The sequence below is a fragment of the Brevibacterium sp. LAARM3_SD1 genome (assembly GCF_057364765.1).
Window position 1 is genome coordinate 1 of sequence record NZ_JBNFOL010000041.1, and the last position, 17540, is coordinate 17540.

Sequence of the window (17540 nt, forward strand, 5' to 3'; positions counted from 1 at the left end):
CGCTCCCTAATTACTACCTGACGTGCAGATACTCTGCGAGGTTGCTGGGCCGCCGTCAGGTAGCAGGGTCGGTCAGGTGCGGGCGAAGGCCGGGTACTCACGGACGCCGCAGCCGGAACTCCGTGATGACCGGGTCCCGATCTCCTCTCCACCAGCGGCACTTCCGACATCTGCGGCACTTCCTCGGAAGTCCGGTCTCGGCGACCCGCCCGCAACTCGAGTCCACCGAACCTCATGGGACGGTGTTGCCGACGGTGATGGTTATCGGCCGTGAGGGACGCGACCGCCCGAGGTTCGAGCCTGGCCCACGAGTCGATGCCCCTTGCCCTAGTCGACGCGCCGAATGTCCCAAGTGGGGTACGACACGCAGACGCGAGGGTGACAGGTCATGAACAGCGCGTATCCTTCGTCGCTGGCGTCAACGAAACGGCCGGTCAGATCCGAATCGATCTGTGTCCCGCGGCTGTCGATCGATATCACATTCACTTCGGCGTCGACGAAGAACCGACCGTCATACGCCCCGGATATCCCGTTGATGAAACGATTCCGCACCTCGGCGATGTCAACACCGGAATTCGTGCGTTCGAGAGTGATCGGCGACCCGTTGCGGTGGGTGTCCGGGTTGGGGGTGCTGTCGCACATCACTGTGGCCCCTTCTGCTGTGCACTGGCTCAGCCTCTTGCCGGTCATATCCAGGCTCGTACCGCTGTCAGCGTCGACGACCTCGGTGCCGTCGCTCCAGTTGACGATGAGCAATCCCGCCTCGAGCATGACCGTTCCAGGGCGTTCGCCTTCCCGCACCTCAGTAGAATCCCAGATGACGTCCTTGCCCGTGTCAAGGTCGAGCACCTGTACGTCTTCGAATTCCCTGTCGGCTTCGCTCTCGCTGACCTTCTGCACCGCTACGGAGTCCTCGCCGATGGCCGCAGGAGCGACTCCGTCCTGAGTCCACATGCTCTTCGGTTTCGTCGGCGCGGAGTAGTCGACGAGGACGGTCCGCTGGGAGTCCGTATCGCTGGCTTCGATTGCCGCGTACGCCCCGTTCCCGACGTGCAGGTCGAGATAATCGTCTTCACTGCTGACAGGGTGGAACGATTCGAGATCGCCGGTCGCCCCATCCACAGAAGCGACGCCGCTCCTGCCTCCTGATTTCGCCGCCATGAGCAGCGAGAAACCGTCGGAGGTGTTGATGACAGATGGTTTGCCGCTTGCCCGGAAGACCGGAGCGACGTTCTGCCCCGTCCCGGTCGTCAGCTTGGTGGACTGGTCAAGCGTCCAGATCGGGTCGGCAGTGTCAGCCTCGACCGCCGCGACCACGTAATCGTCATATCCGTTCTCGTACCCAGCGATGATGACCGAATCGTCCGCCAACGCGACTCCCGTGACTTCCCGGATATCGAGGGTCCTGAACCCGGTCGACTCCGCAAGGCTCGATGGAAGGGGGTCGCTCAGACTGAGCGGCTGGACGTTGTTCGCGGTGGAGCGGTCCGGACTCGCATCTGAATCTGCTGCATGGATTCCGCACTTCGCCTGTTTTCGAGTCGTCGTTCGCTCCTCAGTGCAGACGACGAGATAGTCCTCATTCATTGCGTGCGGCGATCCCGCGAGCTCCTCCGCACGCACCTTGCCCGACCGGTCTAGGGCCTGGAGACGATCGTTGTCGCCTGTCTCGTCCTTGGCGATCACCGTGTCGCCGAATACATCGACGATCTCCCAGTCGTAGCTCGCCGCGTCTGAGCCATACGGTGAGGACCGCTCGATGTTCCCGTCGGAGACGTCTATGACGCTGAGTTGCCCGTCTTCGGCACAGGCGATTGTGGTTGAACTCGCTGTGCATTCGGCAAAATCGTCGAGGTCTTCTGCTGTCGAACCGGCGTCGATCTCGATCAGTTCAGTCGAGGAACCGGCCGAGGAACCATCAGACGCGGAGCCGCTCGCGCCGTACCCTCCATCGGCGTGGACGACGGCATAGTTGCCCGCAGCCGCCTGCACTCTGGCACTGTCGAATCTGTCGGCGAGGTCCCAAACCTGTTTCCCTTTCTGGGCATCGATACCTATGGGCGCCGTGTTCCTCTTCCACTCCGGGCCCTCTTCCTGGTACATCAGATCCGCATTGGACGAGTGTTCCACAACGACCGTGGCCGCGCTCAAAGCGGAGGGCCACACACCGTCCTTCGTCCAGCGGGTGCTTCCTGACTTCCCGTCGATCGCCCACGTCGTCAGCGACCCCGGTCTGCCCCGCTGCGCGGAGGCCGCCACGACGGTGTCGGCGGAGGCAAGGACCGGGCGAGCCATGAGATTGTCTGCACGCTCTTCAGCACTGATCAGCGGCTCGCTCAGCCACACGGCCCGACCGTCAGCACCGGATAAGGACGCCACACCGAGGCTCACCGGCTCGTCAGCCGCGCCGTCGATATGGGCCGCCGTCCGGTAGGGCACGAGAACCTCGAACTTGCCCTTGCCGAGGTCGCGTACGACAGGTTTCGCGGGGTCGTGGGGACTGCGGAGGTCAACAACTGCAGATTCGCCGCCGAGGATGGGATCACCGTCGTCGGCGCTCCAGATCGTTCTGCCGGACTTGAGATCGATGGCTGCGAGCCTGCCACCGGAGAATTTCGTGGTTGCTACCAGGGCGATGTCGCCGATCAGTTTCACGCCGGAAAGGTCATCGGCACCGATATCGGCCCCGTTCAGCATCGCTGCTTTCCCGTATTCAAGCTGATTGTCGGACTTGTTTGTACATGCGGTTACCGCCGCAAGAAGTGTGAGCATCGCCATAGCGACCACGGCGCGCAGAGACGACTTCATCATCATAGGAAACCTATCCTAGTGGATTCCGAGAGCCCCGTCCCTCCGTCGAGGATACTCACCGGTGTGCCCGCGACGCGGCACCAGAACCTGGTGACTCATTCCTTCGCCGCGCCCAGGTCCTCGCGGAAGGCTCGGCCCGCCGCACCCAGGTCCCCAGCAGAGGTGATGAAGCGGAAGCCCTGGTCCTTGCGCAGCTTCGCCTCCTCGCCGTTTCCGCAGTGGATTCCCGGGACCACTCCGGCGGCGTCGGCAGCCGAACGGACCCGCACGAGCGCCTCGGCGTGAGCCTCGTTATGCTGCCCCGGCAGGGCGCCGACGGCGAACGCGAGATCGGCCGGGCCGACATAGACCCCGTCGATTCCCGACACGGCGCAGATGTCCTCGACCGCGGCCAGACCTTCCTCGTTCTCGATCATGACGAACAGCAGAGGCCTCTCGTCCCGAGTGTCCTGCACGGCGTCGTGCATGATCTCGTACGTAGGTCCCCATGAACGATCCCCGCCCCGCGAAGGATAATCGAGCGCGGCCACGGCTGCTTCCGCCTCGGCGACGGAGGACACGAGCGGGACGATGATCGCCTCGACGCCGGCGTCGGCGAGCGCCCCGATCTCCGTGAATCGGTTGGCCGCCACCCGCGCCGTCACGAGCGCGTCTCCGCTGGCACGCACCGCATCCGTCAGCCGCAGCACGTCGGTCGGCCGCACCAGCCCGTGCTGCAGATCGAGGCAGACATAGTCGAACCCGGCCGCCGACCCGATCTTCGCCAGCTCCGGACTCGTCGACATCATCCACAGTCCGTTGTAGATCTCCCCCGCACGCAGGCGGGCCCGATGATTCTCAATCGCAGCAGTCATGACTGCATCGAATCACGGAACCCCACCCGGCCACCAGAGGTGCCCGATATCCGGATGAACCTCGCCGAGGCGGCCCACCCCTGCCCGCGAATCATCGATCCCCTTCACCGAGGCGGCGCTGACCTCCCGTACGAAAGGTCACCCAACCTCGGCGCGGGGATTCACCTGGTCGGACTGTCTTCGAGGAGGGGGCCGATGACTCGGTGGCGGGCGATGACGAACGGGGGCGCTGGACCCGACCTCGATGAGTTCGAGGTCGAGGCGGCGTGGCAGCAGCGAGCGCCCCTTGCCGAGGACCACCGGCGCAGTCCACGTGATGATTTCGTCGAGGAGTCCCTCATCGGCGAACTGTCCGGCGAGGTCGCCGCCGCCCATCACCCACAGGTCCCGGTCACCGGTGGCCGTGCACATTTCGAAGTAATGATCGGAGACCGATCCCTTGGCGAATCGGATATCGGGGGTCTTCCCGTCCGTCCCGGCTTCGGGCAGGCCGAGCTTCCGGTGAGTCATCACCCAGGCGGGAACCTCGTAGGGCCACGGGCCATCGAGGTTGCGCAGCACCCATTCGTACGTCGTGGCCCCCATGACGACGGCCCCGACGCCGTCGATGAACCCGTCATCCGGCGGTTCTTCGGTCTGGCGCAGCAGCCATTCGAGTGAGTCGTTCGGGTCGGCGATGAACCCGTCGAGCGTGGTCGCGGTGTAGTAGACGGTGCGTGCCACAGGCAGTCTCCTCCTAGTTGCGTCTCTCTGTCATCCTATTGCGACAACGCTCTCTCACAGCAGATCGGCGTCGATTCCATCCGTTGACAGAACCGACGCCGATCGATGCGACAATTCTTCACGCCTCAGATTTACTGAGCCTCTCGCGCCTCAGTCGTCCTGAGCCGCACCGCGTCTCACACCTCCCCGGTCCGCAGCGCCTCGGCGATGTATTCGGCCTGCCGGATCGCCAGCGCCACGATCGTCAGGGTCGGATTCGCCGCGGCACCGGTGGTGAACACCGATCCGTCGGAGACGAAGAGGTTCTTCACGTCGTGGGTCCGGCCCCACTTGTCGACGACCCCGTCTTCGGGACGTTCGCTCATCCGCGCCGTGCCGAGGTTGTGCGTCGACGGGTACGGCGGAGTGTGGTGGGACGTCTGCGCACCGACCGCCTCGTAGACTCTCTGCCCTGCGGCGTAGGCATGTTCGCGCATCGCCAGATCATTGGCGTGATCGTCGTAGTGGACGTTGGGCACGGGCAGACCGTTCGTGTCCTTGACCGTCGTATTCAGCGTCACCCGGTTGCTCTCCTGCGGCATGTCCTCACCGACGATCCACATCCCCGCCGTGTTGAGATACCGGTCGAGCAGCGCCGCGAAGTCCGGGCCCCACCCGCCGGGTTCGACGAAGGAGGCCATGAACGCCGGACCCAGCGAGATCGTCTCCATGTAGTAGCCGCCGGAGAACCCGCGGTCGGGGTCATGGATCGACTCATCAGCGATGACTCCGGCCATCGTCTCCCCGCGGTACATCCGCACGGGTTTGTCGAAGTGGCCCCACACGGTGCCGGTCAGGTGGCGCATATAGTTCCGCCCCACATGCCCGGACGAGTTCGCCAGCCCATCGGGGAAGGATGGTGTTCCGGAGAGCAGAAGCAGTCTCGGCGTCTCGATCGAGTTGCCGGCCACGCACACGAGCTTCGCGGCCTGCCGGTGGAGGTTGCCGTCCTTGTCGAGGTAGAGCACGGCGTCGGCGCGGCCGTTCGCATCGTGGGTGATCTGCACGGCCTGGGACTCCGGCCGCAGATCGAGCAGGCCCGTATCCGCTGCCCGCGGCAACTCCCTGACCAGGGTCGACCACTTGGACTTGTTCTTATCGCCTTGGAAGTTGAAGCCGTCCTGGATGGAGGCGGGGCGGCCGTCGTATTCTTCGGCGTTCGTGGCGTACGGGCCGGTGGCGTAGAACTTGTAGCCGACTTCTTTCGCCCCTCCGGCGAAGACCTTGTAGTTGTTGTTCGCCGGCAGCGGCTTCCGGCCGTGGACGTGGGTCGAGCCCATCGCCTTCTCCGCCCGGTCGTAGTAGGGAGCCAGATCGTCCAGGGTGATCGGCCAGTCGAGGAGGTTCGCTCCGTCGATGCGACCATAGACGCTGCGGGCCTTGAACTCATGGTCTTTGAACCGCGGCGTCGCCCCCGACCAGTGGGTCGTCGTCCCGCCCACAGCCTTGACGATCCAGGCCGGCAAGTTCGGGAAGTCGCGGGCGATCCGCCACGATCCCGTCGTCGTCCTGGGATCGAGCCAGGCCATCTGGTTGAACGCCTCCCATTCGTTGTTAACGTAGTCCTCGTTGCGCAGATACGGCCCCGCCTCAAGCACGACGACGGGAATGCCCTTCGCGGTGAGTTCAAATGCCAGGGTTCCTCCACCGGCGCCGGAGCCGACGATGACGACGGCCTCCTCGTCCGGGTCGATGCTGTATCCGGTCACACTGCGTCCTGCGTTCTGGTCCTGTGTCATCACTTCTTCACCTCACCCATCTCGACGCTCTGCGGCGCAGGCTGATTGGTCGAATCGTCACCGGCGGCGCTGCCGCTGCGGACACCCATAACCCCGTCACCGAGCTCGGGCAGCGGCTCGTCCTCGGGATAGACGATCCGCGGCTCGGGCAGCCAGTCGAGGTCGTCGAAACCGCGATTGATGTAGCCGCCCTTGTCGAACGACGGTCCTTCGTAGCCGAGCGTCTCCCACACCTCGACATCGTCATAGAGGTTGAGCACGGCGGTGCGACGGACGAAACCGAAGAACTCGGTGGACTCGACCCGGCGCAGCACCTTGAGCGCGGAGTCGTCATCGAGTCCGCAGAAATCACCGTCGGAGAGCTGATCCAACGACAGCAGCCCTTGGATGAGGGCCACCCGGAACCACGTCTCCTCATCGGCGGCGATGAGGATCTTCTCCGCGGTGCGCACATACGGTCCGTCGGGGAAGTCTGCGTGCGGGAATGCCACGCGCAGCACTCGGATGAGGGTCTGCTTCGCCTCGTCCGTCATCTCCATCGCATTCAGCGATGGGTATTTTGCAGGGAATGCCATCGGATGCTCCTTTGCTCCACTCGGCCGGCGGCATCGACGCACGCCCGCCACTGACCTGACACGAGCAACCTATGTGATCTGTGACACCATGGACTATCCTCATTCTCACCACATGAAAAGTCGATCGCCGAGGCGGCTCCACCGTCCCGCACCCACGACCGTTCCCGTCCCGGAGGGAACGGACCCGGTCCGGCGGCCGGGGTCGGAAGCACACCGCCGAGCGATCGCACAGTCAGGAGACCGCGTGTCCAACAGTGCCGTGATCCAACGAACTTTCTCCGTTCTCGAAGCCGTCGCCGCTTCGGGCAGTGCTGCCGCGAAGACCGTGGCCTCCCGTCTCGAGATCCCGCTGCCGACCGTCTACCGGCTCCTCAACGAGCTCGCCTCGGCGGGGTATCTCGTCTACCTCAAGGACTCCAAACGGTTCGAGCTCGGCCCGAAGTGCTTCGAGCTCGGGCTGTCGTTCCAGCAGCGCCTCGTTGCTCCGCATCCGATCCGGCAGATCACCGATCAGCTCCATCGGTCGTTGGGCACCGCCGCCTATTTCGCGATCTATCGCGGTTCGGACATCATCCTCACCTACTGCTCCGACTGCGAGAAGCACCCGCGACTGCGGCCTCTGCGCTTCGGCTTCCACGAGGCCGCGCACGCCACCGCCTTCGGCAAGATCCTCCTGGCCGGAATGCCCGAACCTCAGCGCACCGACTACCTCGAGGCGCGGGGAATGCAGGTGCTCACCCCGCAGACGATGATCAGTCGGGAGGCTCTCGATCCCCATCTCGCCGAGGTGGCCACCCGCGGAATCGCCTGGGAGCACGAGGAATTCCTGCCGCGTCAGACCTGCGCGGCCGTGCCGGTGCGCAATGGCACGGGGATGCAGGTCGGGGCGATGGCGGTCAGCACTCCCTCATCGAAGATGACGGGCCGGGCGAAGCAGCTCGAGTCGACCCTGCGAGAGCATGCGGGCCTGGCGTCGAGCTACCTGCGCGGCGGTTCCGTCACCGTCCCCGTCGTCGAACACCCGTGAGTCGAGCACGTTGGAGCCGCGCATTCCCCGCCGCCGAACACGCGTGAACACATGGGTGAACTGTCACTTTATCGCCATATGAGAAGAACCGTGTCTTACTGACTGCGATTGAGCTGAGAATGATCGTGCTCGCTCACAGTTGAGAACTCAAGGAGGAGAAATGGGCACGAGCAACAGCGTCGCAGTGGTGACGGGGTCGGCACGGGGAATCGGTCAGGGCATCGCCCAGCGGCTCGGTGCCGATGGCCATCATGTCATCGTCGCGGACCTGCCGAGCATGCAGGATGGGGTCAACGAGACCGTCGCAGCCATCGAAAAGGCTGGTGGGAAGGCCACCGGCGCCGAGGTGGACGTCACGGACGAGGAATCGCTGAGCCGCCTCGTCGACGTTGCCGTGGACGCGGGAGGCAAGCTCGACGTCTTCGTCGCGAACGCCGGAATCGCCCAGGTCGAGCCGCTCATCGACTATTCGAAGGCCGACTTCGAGAAGATCGTCGACGTCAATCTCACCGGCGTCTTCCTGTCATATCGGGCTGCGGCGAAGCAGATGATCGAGCAGGGCAACGGCGGCAAGATCATCGGCGCCGCCTCGATCGTCGCGTTCCGTCCCTTCGCGCTGCTGTCACCGTATTCGGCGACGAAATGGGCGGTGCGTGGACTCACCCAAGGTGCCGCGATGGAGTGGGCCAAGCACGGCATCACCGTCAACGCCTACGGGCCCGGCATCGTCGGCACCGCGATGTGGGATCTCATCGACGAGAAGCTCGCCGCCGAGGAGGGGCTGGCCAAGGGTGAGGCGATCAAGAAATATGCTGGTGACATCCTCATGGGACGGGTGTCCGTGCCCGAGGACGTCGCGAACCTCGTGTCGTTCCTCGCCAGCGAGGACTCCGATTACATCACCGGGCAGACCATGCTCGTCGACGGCGGAATGCAGTTCTCGTAACGTTGTCGCTGAGAGCAGAAACCGACACCGCCACACCCACAACTCCACCCGAGAGAACAACCACAGAGAGAAGGAAGAAGACATGATCTTCATCGTCGTAAAGTTTCCCGTCAAGCCCGAACTGGCCGACCAGTGGCCCGAGCTGACCCGCGAATTCACCGAAGCGACCCGCGCAGAACCGGGCAACAAATGGTTCGACTGGTCGCGCAGCCTCGATGACCCGAACGAGTACGTCCTCGTCGAAGCCTTCGACGACGATGCCGCCGAAGCGCATGTGAAGTCCGACCACTTCCAGGCCGCGACCGCCACGGGCGGGCCGATGCACTCCGCACTGGCAGCGACCCCGAAGATCATCTCCCGTCAGATCGACGGTGATGATTGGGATGCGATGGGCGAGCTGCAGATCGACTGATCCCCCACCGAGGCACCCGTCCCCGATCGGGACGACCTCATTCGCCGAGGAGGTCGCGCGGGTCCGCTGATGCGTTCAGCGGGCCCGCGCCCTATTCACCGTCACCCTCGCTGCAGCTCGGTTGAGTCTATTCCCATGCCGCACACCGGTTGATAAGATTGTCTTATGAGCTTCGTCGGCGAGTACCGCCACGCGCAACGCTGTGAAGACATTGCGCGACTGCGCCGTGCACTCGCGCTCCGAGCCATGCTCGCCACTGGCATGAGTCAGCGAGAGATCGCGAATGATCTTGGAATCTCGCAGCCTGCCGTGAGTCAGCAGCTCAAATTCGCCCCCGCTCTTGATCTGGTTCATCCGGAGATCCTCCTGGAAGCCGCTGTTCCGATTCTCATGAAACTAGCCTCGGATCGCGGCTATGAGAATTTGGCTGTCTTCGGTTCCGCTGCGCGCCGTGAAGCTCGAATGGACTCCGATATCGACTTGCTCGTCGACGCTCCGGAAGGCACTTCGTCTTTCGCCTTCATCCGTTTCAAACAACTTATCGAGAAGGTTCTCGGCAGAGAGATCGACTTAGTCGACTATGGCGGACTGAAGCCGGGGGTAGACGATGACATCCGCCGAGAAGCGGTGTCGCTGTGATGGATCGCAGAATTGCTAAGGAACTGCTCCTGAACAGACCGACTGACTCTCGGCACCGGCCAGCTCTCCAGCGTGGTGAACCTGCAATAGCTCGGCCCCCTGCACTAAGCCGCTGCAGGTTCACCAAGCTGAAGGCTCACCTCTGCGGCAGGTATGCCTTCTGAGCCTCGACCCATTCGTCGAGCACAGTCGCGCGATCATCGAACTTCGCGGTCGGGAATGCGAGGCCCCTCGTCGGCACGCTCGCGCCGAGCTCGACGAGGAGGGGCCGCAGTGTCGTTTCGACGGCCAAGGTATGAGCCGGGGACCCGATGGTGAAGACGGGAATCGCGGTCAGCCCGTGCAGACCGCCGGCGTCGTACCGGTCGAGGAAGGCTTTGAGCAGACCGGTGTAGCTGGCCTTATAGGTCGGAGTGGCGATGACGGCGTAGTCGGCGGTGGCCAGACGTTCGGTGAGTTTGTCGAGACGGTCGGACTTCCACTCGAAGATCTCGTCGGTCACCTCCGCGAGTTCGATGGTTTCGTCGATCTCGGATCCGGTCACCTCGGCGATCTTGGTCGCAAGATCTTCGGCCACTTGGCGGGTTCGCGATTTGGGACTCGGGTTGCCGACGACGACGGCGATGCGTGTGGTCATAAGGGGGTCCTCCCATTGGTGCGGTGCGCTCTTGTCCGGGTCCCGCGCTCGGCGGCTCCGTCTGCGCTCCACACTATGCGTCGGCTGATGGACCGAGCCTGATGAATGACATATCCGTTCTCATCCCCAACCTGGACCGATGCCATTCCACCGCTGCGCGTCCTTAGTTACCATGAAGTACCGCCGATCTTCGGCGGACCTCCCGCACCTCACCTTCAACCGCCGTCAGATCACCGACGACCTCCGAGGAGCATCCATGACCACCCCCGACTCCAGTCGCCCCACCGAAGACCAAGTCCTCGCCGCGCAGGCCGACGCCGTCGACCGCGGGCTCAATATCACCGTGGTAGGCGATACCCAGCACACGGTCCAGACGCTGAGCCAGACCTACCCGACCACCGTGGCCGACCTCTGGGAAGCCTGCACCGATCCGGCCCGTCTCGAACGCTGGTTCGCTCCCGTCAGCGGCGATCTCGAACTCGGCGGTCGCTACCAGATCGAAGGCAACGCCTCGGGCACGATCGAGAACTGCGAACCGCCCCACTTCTACTCGCTGACCTGGGAATTCGCGGGAGGAATCAGCCATGTCGCCGTCCGCATCGCCGAGGTGGACGACGGCGCACGCCTGACGCTGGAACATTCGCACACGGGTGAGGCGAACGCCGACTTCTGGGTTCAGGTCGGACCGGGCGCCACTGGGGTTGGGTGGGACATCTCTCTCCTCGGACTCGCGAACCATCTCGTGGCCGGCACGGGACGACCGGAAGACGAGAACGAATGGGTCACCTCGGCGCCGGCTCAGGAATTCGTCCGCACCTCCAGCACCCGCTGGGGCGAGGCCTCAGCGGCGGCAGGCACACCGGTCGATCAGGCTCGCGCCGCCGCGGAACGGACAACCGGCTTCTACCTCGGTCAGCCTCCGGCCGAGTGAAACGAGGCTCAGCCCCTACTCCCCCGCCTGCCTCCGCGCTCCGAGCGCCAGACGGGCGATATCGCGCAGCACTTCGAGCTCTTCGCTGCCGTCGAGCAGTGCCCGCAGTTCGATGGCCGCGCGGCTGAGCAGGCCGCGATAGGCGCCGGCGACGTTATCCGGTTCACGGGTCAGCGGGTAGGACACGCAAAGGGCGAACACGATCGCCCCGACGGTGAACGCCACACTCGCCGAGGCGGTCCCGGCCACCCGTGCCTGCTTCGTCGCGTAGAACTCCGCCGGATTCCCCGGCCCGCACAGCGCCAGAGCCGCTGACCCGCCGTCGACGAGCGGGAGCACCGCCCCGACTCCGCGGGAGACGCGCAGCTCATGATCGGCTTCGACGTTGCGCACGCACACGCGGTCCTCACCGACCCGGACCCACAGCTGCACGGATTCCCCGGTCATCGTCCGCAGATGCTCGAGCACCGAATTCGTCGTGGCGATATTGCGCCGGCCCGGGAACGGCCCCAACCGCAACAGCCCCGAGGAGTCACGGATAATGAACTTGTGCGCCCGCAGGTCGGTGAGCAGCCGGTAGGTCGTCGACTTCGAATAGCCGAGGCGGCGGCACACTTCCGCAGCCGTCATCGGTGAGTCCTGGAGGACCGCGAGGATGGCCGCGCTGCGGTCGATGACGCCGATCTCCGGCGACGAGCTGTCAGTCATTGATTTCATTCTGCTCCTCACGACACCGCCACATCGGCAAGCAGCTTCCGCCGGGACACCCACCACCGGAAGATGATGGGCCCGATGACGCCCAGGACCATGAGGACGATGATCGACAGCGACACGGGTCGGGTGACCAGGGGCGCGAACGATCCGCCGGAGATCTGCAGCATGCGCCGGAAGTTGTCCTCGAGCAGCGGCACGAGCACGAGCGCAAGGATCGCCGGAGCCAGCGGAATGCCGCCCTTCTCCATGAGGTAGCCCATGACTCCGAAGATGCCGAGCATCATCAGCCCGAAGAGACTGAATTCGATAGCGTAGGCGCCGATGACCACAAGCACGAGGATCGACGAGAAGAGGATCTCCTTCGGCATCTTCAACAGCTTCACGAATACCCCGACCAGCGGCAGATTGAGGATGATGAGCGCAATGTTGCCGATGTACATGCTCGCGATGATCGTCCAGATCAGCCCGGTGTCGTCCCGGAAGATCAGCGGTCCCGGCTGCAGACCGTACATCGTGAACACGAAGAGCAGCAGCGCCGTCGTCGCCGACCCCGGGATGCCGAGGCTGAACAGCGGAATCATCGCACCGCCCACACCGGCGTTGTTCGCAGCCTCCGGACCGGCGACGCCTTCGATGGCGCCGTGACCGAATTCGTCCTTCCGCTTCGAGATCCGCTTCTCCATGATGTACGACATGAATGAAGCGAGCGAGGGTCCGACGCCGGGCAGGATGCCGATGATGAAGCCGACCACAGAACCGCGTGCCCAGGGCCCGGCTGACCGCTGCCAGTCCTGCTTCGTCATCCACTTGTCGTTTCCGAAGCTCTGGATCTCGTCCTTGGCCCCGCGCCCGAGCGCGAGGTTGCGGATCGCCTCGGGGATGGCGAAGAGCGCCATCGCGAAGATCGTGAAGTCGATCCCGTCGGAGAGCAGACTCATCCCGAATGTCTGCCGGGGCAGCCCGGTCTGGAAGTCGAGGCCGATGAGGCCCACGGCCAGACCGATGAAGATCGAGATGAGCGCCTTGGCCCGCGAACCCGCCGACATCGTCGACGCGAGCAGCAGAGCCGTGGCCATGAGCAGGAAGTATTCGGTGGCGCCGAAGACGTTCGCGAGCTTGACGAGGACGGGTGAGAGGAACGTCAGCCCGATGATCGCCAGGGTGCCGGCGAGGAACGATCCGATCGCCGCGGTCGCCAGGGCCGCCTTGCCCCGACCACGGCGGGCCATTTCGTAGCCCTCGATCGCGGTCACCGCGCTGGCGACCTCACCAGGGGTTTTGATGAGGGTGGCGGTGATCGAGCCGCCGTACATCGACCCGTAGTAGATTCCGCACAACAGGATGAGCCCGTGCACCGGCTCCATGCCGAAGGAGACCGGAATGAGGATCGCGATCGCAGAGATCGGACCGATTCCCGGCAGCACTCCGACGACGGTGCCCAGCAGCACGCCGAGGAGGGCGAAGGCAAGGCTGACCGGCTCGAGTGCCGAGGCGAAGCCGCCTCCCAGATCCATGAGAGTGTCCATGTCCGCCCCCTAACCCAGGATTCCGACGGGCAGGTACACGGCAAGTCCGTAGACGAACGCCGCGTAGACCACGACCGAGAAGAGAACGGAGAAGATGAGGTTGCGGATCCACTTCTCAGGCACGTAGATGCTGGTCAGCCCCATCAGGAAGGCCGCCGTCGACAGCAGGAACCCGACCGGGATGAGGATCGCGAGATAGACGAAGAAGAGCGCGAACTGGAACACGACCTTGCGCACCTTCGGCTCCGGCGGGGCTTCGAGCACGATCCCGCCGACCCCGTCCTCACCGGAGGATCGGCCCGCGGTTTCCACGGAGGATTCCCCCGCCGAGGCGGCCGCACCGTCCCCATCCCCCGCCGCGCTCGTGTGTGCGGATCCTGCCGACTCAGCGGATTCCGCGGACCCGGGCCCCGCCTCGGCGAGGGTGTCCCTCCGGTGCCGGACGATGGCCTGGCCGGCGAGGAAGAGGCCGAGCACGATGAGTCCGATCCCCACGATGGCGGGGAAGGTGCGCGGGGTGACGATGTTCGCGGTCTCCTGGATGGAGAACGTCGCGATGTAGTACACCGCGCCGATGACGGCGATGGCGCCGCCGGTGATGAGGTCGGTGCGGTGAGCGGTCATTTGCTGTTGCCCAGGTCGGTCTCCTTGACGCCTTCGGCAACCGTCTTGGCCGCGTCGTCGACGTAGGCCTGAGCGTCCTCGCCGGTGTGGAACTCGGTGGCCCACTGGTTGTTCTTCAGCGTCTCCTTCCAGGCGTCGGACTTGCTCACGTCTTCGAGCGACTTGGCCCAGAAGTCCACGGCTTCCTGCGGCATCTCGGCGGGGCCGTAGACTCCGCGCCAGTTGCCCAGGGTCACGTCGTAGCCGGAGTCCTTCGCGGTGGGCACCTTGTCGAAGGGAGCCGCCAGCGGTTCCTGGGCGAAGGTGACGAGCGGTTCGATGTCACCGGCTTCGATGACGGAACGGAACTCGCTCATTCCGGCGATGGCGACCTTCGCATCGCCGTTGAGCATGGCGGTTGTCTGCTCTCCGCCGCCGTCGTAGTTGACGAAGTTGATATCGGCCGGGTCGACGCCGGCTTCCTTCGCGAACAGGGCGAAGGGCAGAGTGTCGTCTCCGGCGGCCGCGACGGTGACCTTCTGCGGGTCGTCCTTGAGCGCCTTGACCAGGGAGTCGAGGTCCTTGAAGTCCCCGTCCTTCGGGGTCACGACCATGAAGTCCTCGACGTAGAGGGTGGCGATGAGGGTTGCGTCCTCGGGGCCGTATTCGCAGAGGTTGCGTGCCTTCATCGTCTGGCTGGCCAGGGAGGTGATGGCGATCTGGTCGTCCTTGCCCTTCTCCTGCTGCATCATCGATGTCAGCCAGGAGCAGCCGGTGCCGCCGGGTTTGTTCTGCACGGGCAGCGGGGTGGAGACGATGTCTTCCTTCTGCAGCGCCTCGACGAGGGCACGTGCGGTGGTGTCCCAGCCGGATCCGGGTTCGGCCGGAGCGGTGACCGAAACCGGCCCCTTCGGATAGTCGCCGCCCTCGCCCGGGGGCTGCGCTTTGTTCCCGCAGGCGGTGGCGACGAGGGCGACCGAGGCGAGCACGGCCCCGATCGTCGCCGCGCGCCTGCGGGCACGCGTCGTCTTTTCCTTCGCCGAGGCGGCCGTCCGTGTGCGTGTGATCGTCGTTGATCGCATGAGCTGTCCCCCTGTGTGTTCGGTTTTCGATATCGGTTGGTGAAGCAGGTGATCTGGTGCCGGCGGGTCGTCAGCCCAGGCGGTCCTCGTCGGGCTGAGGTCCGTCGACCGGTGGACCCGTCGGCACCGCCGGGCCGTCCCGATAGTGGCTGTTGTGGCGCCCCGGTTCCGGCACATCGCTGCGCAGGCCGAGCCGGTTCCCGTCGAAAGTCAGCGGCAGCAGCGGCACATCGACGCTCGCCCCCGTCGGCAGCCCTGTGTGGGCGAGCGCTCCGGAGGCGACGAGGTGCGGGTCAGCCGTGAGGTCGGCGGGCGTGTTGACCGGGGCGACCGGGAGTCCGCGGCGCGTGCATTTCTCTTCGATCTCGGCCAGGCTCAGCTGGGACAGTGCCTGTTGGAGTTCTGAATGGATGCGGTCGCGTTGGTCGACTCGGCCCTGGTTGGTCAGCATGTCCGGGTCGGCGGCGAGTCCGGTCAGTCCGAATTCGTCGCAGAGGTCGCGCCATTGCCCATCGGAGACGGCGGCGACGAAGACCTGGTTGTCGTCGGCGTCGCGGAAGATGTCGTAGACGGCCCAGGTGGCCTGCCTGGTCGGCATCGGGCGGGGTGGTTCGCCGCTGATCTGGGACTGTGCCATATGCGTGCCGACGAGGAACGCGTTGTTCTCGAACAGTGCGGAGTTGATGAGTTTTCCGCGGCCGGTGGTCTCGCGCACCCGCAGTGCGGACTGGATGCCGATGACTCCGAACATTCCGCCCATGATGTCGTTGACGCTGGCGCCTGCGCGCAGCGGCTGCCCGGGAGGACCGGTCATATAGGCCAGTCCGCCGAGCATCTGCACGACCTCGTCGAGAGCGGCCCGGTTCCCGTAGGGACCGGAGAGGAACCCTTTGAGGGAGCAGTAGATGAGCCCAGGATTGCGCGCGGAGAGCTCCTCGTATCCGAATCCGATCGATTCCATCTTCCCGACGCGGAAGTTCTCCAGCAGGACATCGGCGGAGTCGATGAGGTCGAGGACGCGGTCACGGTCGGCCGCCTCGGCGATATCGAGCTGGACGCTGTGCTTGTTGCGGTTGAACGCGGGGAACAGCCCGGATCCGGACCCGGGCAGGTAGCGGGTCTTGTCGCCGGCTCCGCGGGGTTCGACCTTGATGACTTCGGCGCCGAGGTCGGCGAGGATCATCCCGCAGCTGGGACCCATGACCATGTGAGAGAACTCGATGACCCGGATGCCTTCGAGCGGCAGCGGTTCGGAGGTCGTTGCGGGGGCGTGTTCAGTGGTCATGTGGGAGGTCATTTCAGACCCTCGCCGAGGCGGTTGCGAACCGGTCGTCGAAGACCGCAGGGGTCGCGGGGATGTCCGACAAACTCGACGTCAGGTCGTGCCCGACGGCGGCGATGAGGGGCTCGCGCACCTCGGTGACCGCGTCGACGTCGACGCCGGTGGCCACGCCTTCGCGGTGGAGGAGGTGGACGAGGTCGTCGGTGCCGATGTTGCCGGCAGCGCCCGGTGCGAACGGGCAACCGCCGAGTCCGCCCATGGCCGCGTCGAAGTTCGCGATCCCCAGATCGAGGGCGGCGATGACGTTGGCCATCCCGAAGTTGTAGGTGTCATGGAGGTGGAGGTTGACCGGCTTGTCCGGGAAAGCGTCGAGAACCGCCGAGGTGTTGCGGCGGACCAGCGACGGGTTGGCGTTGCCGATGGTGTCGGCCACCCCGACGCCGTGGGCTCCGGCGTCAACGAACGGACGGAGGACCTCGACGAGGTGGTCAGCCTCGGTGATCCCGTCGAAGGGGCAGATGAAGCTCACGGCGGTCGTGATGTCGAAGCGCAGTCCCTGGTCACGGGCGAAGACGGCGGCATCCATGAGGCGGTCGGACGCCTCGGCGATGGAGGCGTCGGAATTCGCTTTCGAGTGTCCTTCGGAGGCCGAGAGCACGAGTTTGATGTTCTTCGCCCCTGAGTCGACGGCACGCTGGGCGCCCTTGAGGTTGAAGACGAGGGTATAGAACTCGACCCCGTCGGCCTCGTGCGGTGCCAGACGGCGCAGCAGTTCGTCGGTGTCGGCCATCTGCGGGACCTTCTTCGGATTGACGAAGGAGCCGACCTCGATGTGCTTGAGTCCCGAACCGATGAGCTTCTCGGCCAAGGCGACCTTGACATCGGTGGGCACGATGGCTTTTTCGATCTGCAGCCCGTCGCGCAGAGTGGTGTCGAGGATGTCGACGGAAGTGGGCCGGACCATGGGACTCCTTCACGCAGGCTCCCGGTGAACGGGAAA

General features: G+C 64.9%; 17 protein-coding genes. 5 read left to right on the top strand and 12 right to left on the bottom strand.

Annotation, left to right across the window (positions count from 1 at the left end; all coding sequences use genetic code 11):
- Positions 1–327 precede the first annotated feature (327 nt).
- From AC2W7L_RS16750 to AC2W7L_RS16770, 5 genes are all read right to left on the bottom strand, one after another.
- Positions 328–2814 (bottom strand): outer membrane protein assembly factor BamB family protein, encoded by a 2487-nt coding sequence (locus AC2W7L_RS16750; protein WP_486005349.1) that lies wholly within the window; start codon positions 2812–2814, stop codon positions 328–330.
- Positions 2815–2906: 92 nt separating this feature from the next.
- Entirely contained in the window at positions 2907–3665 is a 759-nt protein-coding gene (locus AC2W7L_RS16755; protein WP_486005350.1) for an HpcH/HpaI aldolase family protein, read from the bottom strand.
- A gap of 138 nt (positions 3666–3803) precedes the next feature.
- Positions 3804–4388, bottom strand: a complete 585-nt coding sequence (locus tag AC2W7L_RS16760; protein ID WP_486005351.1) for a dihydrofolate reductase family protein — start codon at positions 4386–4388, stop codon at positions 3804–3806.
- Between the two features lie 176 nt (positions 4389–4564).
- The gene (locus AC2W7L_RS16765) at positions 4565–6166 is read right to left on the bottom strand and encodes a GMC family oxidoreductase (RefSeq protein WP_486005352.1); all 1602 of its coding nucleotides are present in this window, start codon (positions 6164–6166) and stop codon (positions 4565–4567) included.
- Positions 6166–6741: a hypothetical protein gene (locus tag AC2W7L_RS16770; protein WP_486005353.1), complete on the bottom strand. Its 576-nt coding sequence runs from the start codon at positions 6739–6741 to the stop codon at positions 6166–6168. Before AC2W7L_RS16770 ends, AC2W7L_RS16765 begins: the two co-directional genes overlap by 1 nt.
- A 244-nt stretch (positions 6742–6985) precedes the next feature.
- Here AC2W7L_RS16770 and AC2W7L_RS16775 point away from each other — a divergent pair, with 244 nt between their 5' ends.
- The 4 genes from AC2W7L_RS16775 to AC2W7L_RS16790 all read left to right on the top strand — a co-directional run bounded on the left by AC2W7L_RS16775 (position 6986) and on the right by AC2W7L_RS16790 (position 9765).
- Entirely contained in the window at positions 6986–7768 is a 783-nt protein-coding gene (locus AC2W7L_RS16775; RefSeq protein ID WP_486005354.1) for an IclR family transcriptional regulator, read from the top strand.
- Between the two features lie 160 nt (positions 7769–7928).
- Positions 7929–8714: an SDR family oxidoreductase gene (locus tag AC2W7L_RS16780; RefSeq protein ID WP_486005355.1), complete on the top strand. Its 786-nt coding sequence runs from the start codon at positions 7929–7931 to the stop codon at positions 8712–8714.
- Positions 8715–8796: 82 nt separating this feature from the next.
- Positions 8797–9126 carry a putative quinol monooxygenase gene (locus AC2W7L_RS16785; RefSeq protein WP_370037308.1) on the top strand — a complete coding sequence of 110 codons (330 nt, stop codon included), beginning with the start codon at positions 8797–8799 and terminating at the stop codon, positions 9124–9126.
- Between the two features lie 165 nt (positions 9127–9291).
- Complete coding sequence (locus AC2W7L_RS16790; RefSeq protein ID WP_486005356.1) at positions 9292–9765, top strand: nucleotidyltransferase family protein; 474 nt, start codon at positions 9292–9294, stop codon at positions 9763–9765.
- A 136-nt stretch (positions 9766–9901) separates the two neighbouring features.
- Here the strand turns inward: AC2W7L_RS16790 and AC2W7L_RS16795 are convergent, their stop codons facing one another.
- Positions 9902–10402, bottom strand: a complete 501-nt coding sequence (locus AC2W7L_RS16795) for an NADPH-dependent FMN reductase (RefSeq protein ID WP_486005357.1) — start codon at positions 10400–10402, stop codon at positions 9902–9904.
- A gap of 256 nt (positions 10403–10658) precedes the next feature.
- Here AC2W7L_RS16795 and AC2W7L_RS16800 point away from each other — a divergent pair, with 256 nt between their 5' ends.
- Positions 10659–11333 carry an SRPBCC family protein gene (locus AC2W7L_RS16800; RefSeq protein WP_486005358.1) on the top strand — a complete coding sequence of 225 codons (675 nt, stop codon included), beginning with the start codon at positions 10659–10661 and terminating at the stop codon, positions 11331–11333.
- Between the two features lie 15 nt (positions 11334–11348).
- On the opposite strand, the gene AC2W7L_RS16805 is transcribed toward AC2W7L_RS16800, so the two are convergent.
- From AC2W7L_RS16805 to AC2W7L_RS16830, 6 genes are all read right to left on the bottom strand, one after another.
- A complete protein-coding gene (locus AC2W7L_RS16805; RefSeq protein ID WP_236853271.1) occupies positions 11349–12041 on the bottom strand; it encodes a helix-turn-helix domain-containing protein in 693 nt (230 codons plus the stop codon).
- A gap of 17 nt (positions 12042–12058) precedes the next feature.
- Positions 12059–13573: a tripartite tricarboxylate transporter permease gene (locus AC2W7L_RS16810; RefSeq protein ID WP_486005359.1), complete on the bottom strand. Its 1515-nt coding sequence runs from the start codon at positions 13571–13573 to the stop codon at positions 12059–12061.
- 9 nt (positions 13574–13582) lie between these two features.
- Entirely contained in the window at positions 13583–14197 is a 615-nt protein-coding gene (locus tag AC2W7L_RS16815; RefSeq protein ID WP_486005360.1) for a tripartite tricarboxylate transporter TctB family protein, read from the bottom strand.
- Complete coding sequence (locus AC2W7L_RS16820; RefSeq protein WP_486005361.1) at positions 14194–15258, bottom strand: Bug family tripartite tricarboxylate transporter substrate binding protein; 1065 nt, start codon at positions 15256–15258, stop codon at positions 14194–14196. Before AC2W7L_RS16820 ends, AC2W7L_RS16815 begins: the two co-directional genes overlap by 4 nt.
- Positions 15259–15328: 70 nt before the next feature.
- Positions 15329–16543, bottom strand: a complete 1215-nt coding sequence (locus AC2W7L_RS16825) for a CaiB/BaiF CoA transferase family protein (RefSeq protein ID WP_486005362.1) — start codon at positions 16541–16543, stop codon at positions 15329–15331.
- A gap of 13 nt (positions 16544–16556) precedes the next feature.
- Positions 16557–17504 carry a hydroxymethylglutaryl-CoA lyase gene (locus AC2W7L_RS16830; protein ID WP_486005363.1) on the bottom strand — a complete coding sequence of 316 codons (948 nt, stop codon included), beginning with the start codon at positions 17502–17504 and terminating at the stop codon, positions 16557–16559.
- Positions 17505–17540: the final 36 nt, after the last annotated feature.

Excerpts from the sequence above, each read along its gene's own strand:
- AC2W7L_RS16750 (WP_486005349.1), bottom strand. The coding sequence starts at position 2,814 with ATGATGATGAAGTCGTCTCTGCGCGCCGTGGTCGCTATGGCGATGCTC.
- AC2W7L_RS16795 (WP_486005357.1), bottom strand. The coding sequence starts at position 10,402 with ATGACCACACGCATCGCCGTCGTCGTCGGCAACCCGAGTCCCAAATCG.
- AC2W7L_RS16780 (WP_486005355.1), top strand. The coding sequence starts at position 7,929 with ATGGGCACGAGCAACAGCGTCGCAGTGGTGACGGGGTCGGCACGGGGA.
- AC2W7L_RS16785 (WP_370037308.1), top strand. The coding sequence starts at position 8,797 with ATGATCTTCATCGTCGTAAAGTTTCCCGTCAAGCCCGAACTGGCCGAC.
- AC2W7L_RS16810 (WP_486005359.1), bottom strand. The coding sequence starts at position 13,573 with ATGGACACTCTCATGGATCTGGGAGGCGGCTTCGCCTCGGCACTCGAG.
- AC2W7L_RS16820 (WP_486005361.1), bottom strand. The coding sequence starts at position 15,258 with ATGCGATCAACGACGATCACACGCACACGGACGGCCGCCTCGGCGAAG.
- AC2W7L_RS16830 (WP_486005363.1), bottom strand. The coding sequence starts at position 17,504 with ATGGTCCGGCCCACTTCCGTCGACATCCTCGACACCACTCTGCGCGAC.
- AC2W7L_RS16825 (WP_486005362.1), bottom strand. The coding sequence starts at position 16,543 with ATGACCACTGAACACGCCCCCGCAACGACCTCCGAACCGCTGCCGCTC.
- AC2W7L_RS16800 (WP_486005358.1), top strand. The coding sequence starts at position 10,659 with ATGACCACCCCCGACTCCAGTCGCCCCACCGAAGACCAAGTCCTCGCC.
- AC2W7L_RS16790 (WP_486005356.1), top strand. The coding sequence starts at position 9,292 with ATGAGCTTCGTCGGCGAGTACCGCCACGCGCAACGCTGTGAAGACATT.
- AC2W7L_RS16815 (WP_486005360.1), bottom strand. The coding sequence starts at position 14,197 with ATGACCGCTCACCGCACCGACCTCATCACCGGCGGCGCCATCGCCGTC.
- AC2W7L_RS16755 (WP_486005350.1), bottom strand. The coding sequence starts at position 3,665 with ATGACTGCTGCGATTGAGAATCATCGGGCCCGCCTGCGTGCGGGGGAG.
- AC2W7L_RS16765 (WP_486005352.1), bottom strand. The coding sequence starts at position 6,166 with ATGACACAGGACCAGAACGCAGGACGCAGTGTGACCGGATACAGCATC.
- AC2W7L_RS16770 (WP_486005353.1), bottom strand. The coding sequence starts at position 6,741 with ATGGCATTCCCTGCAAAATACCCATCGCTGAATGCGATGGAGATGACG.
- AC2W7L_RS16805 (WP_236853271.1), bottom strand. The coding sequence starts at position 12,041 with ATGACTGACAGCTCGTCGCCGGAGATCGGCGTCATCGACCGCAGCGCG.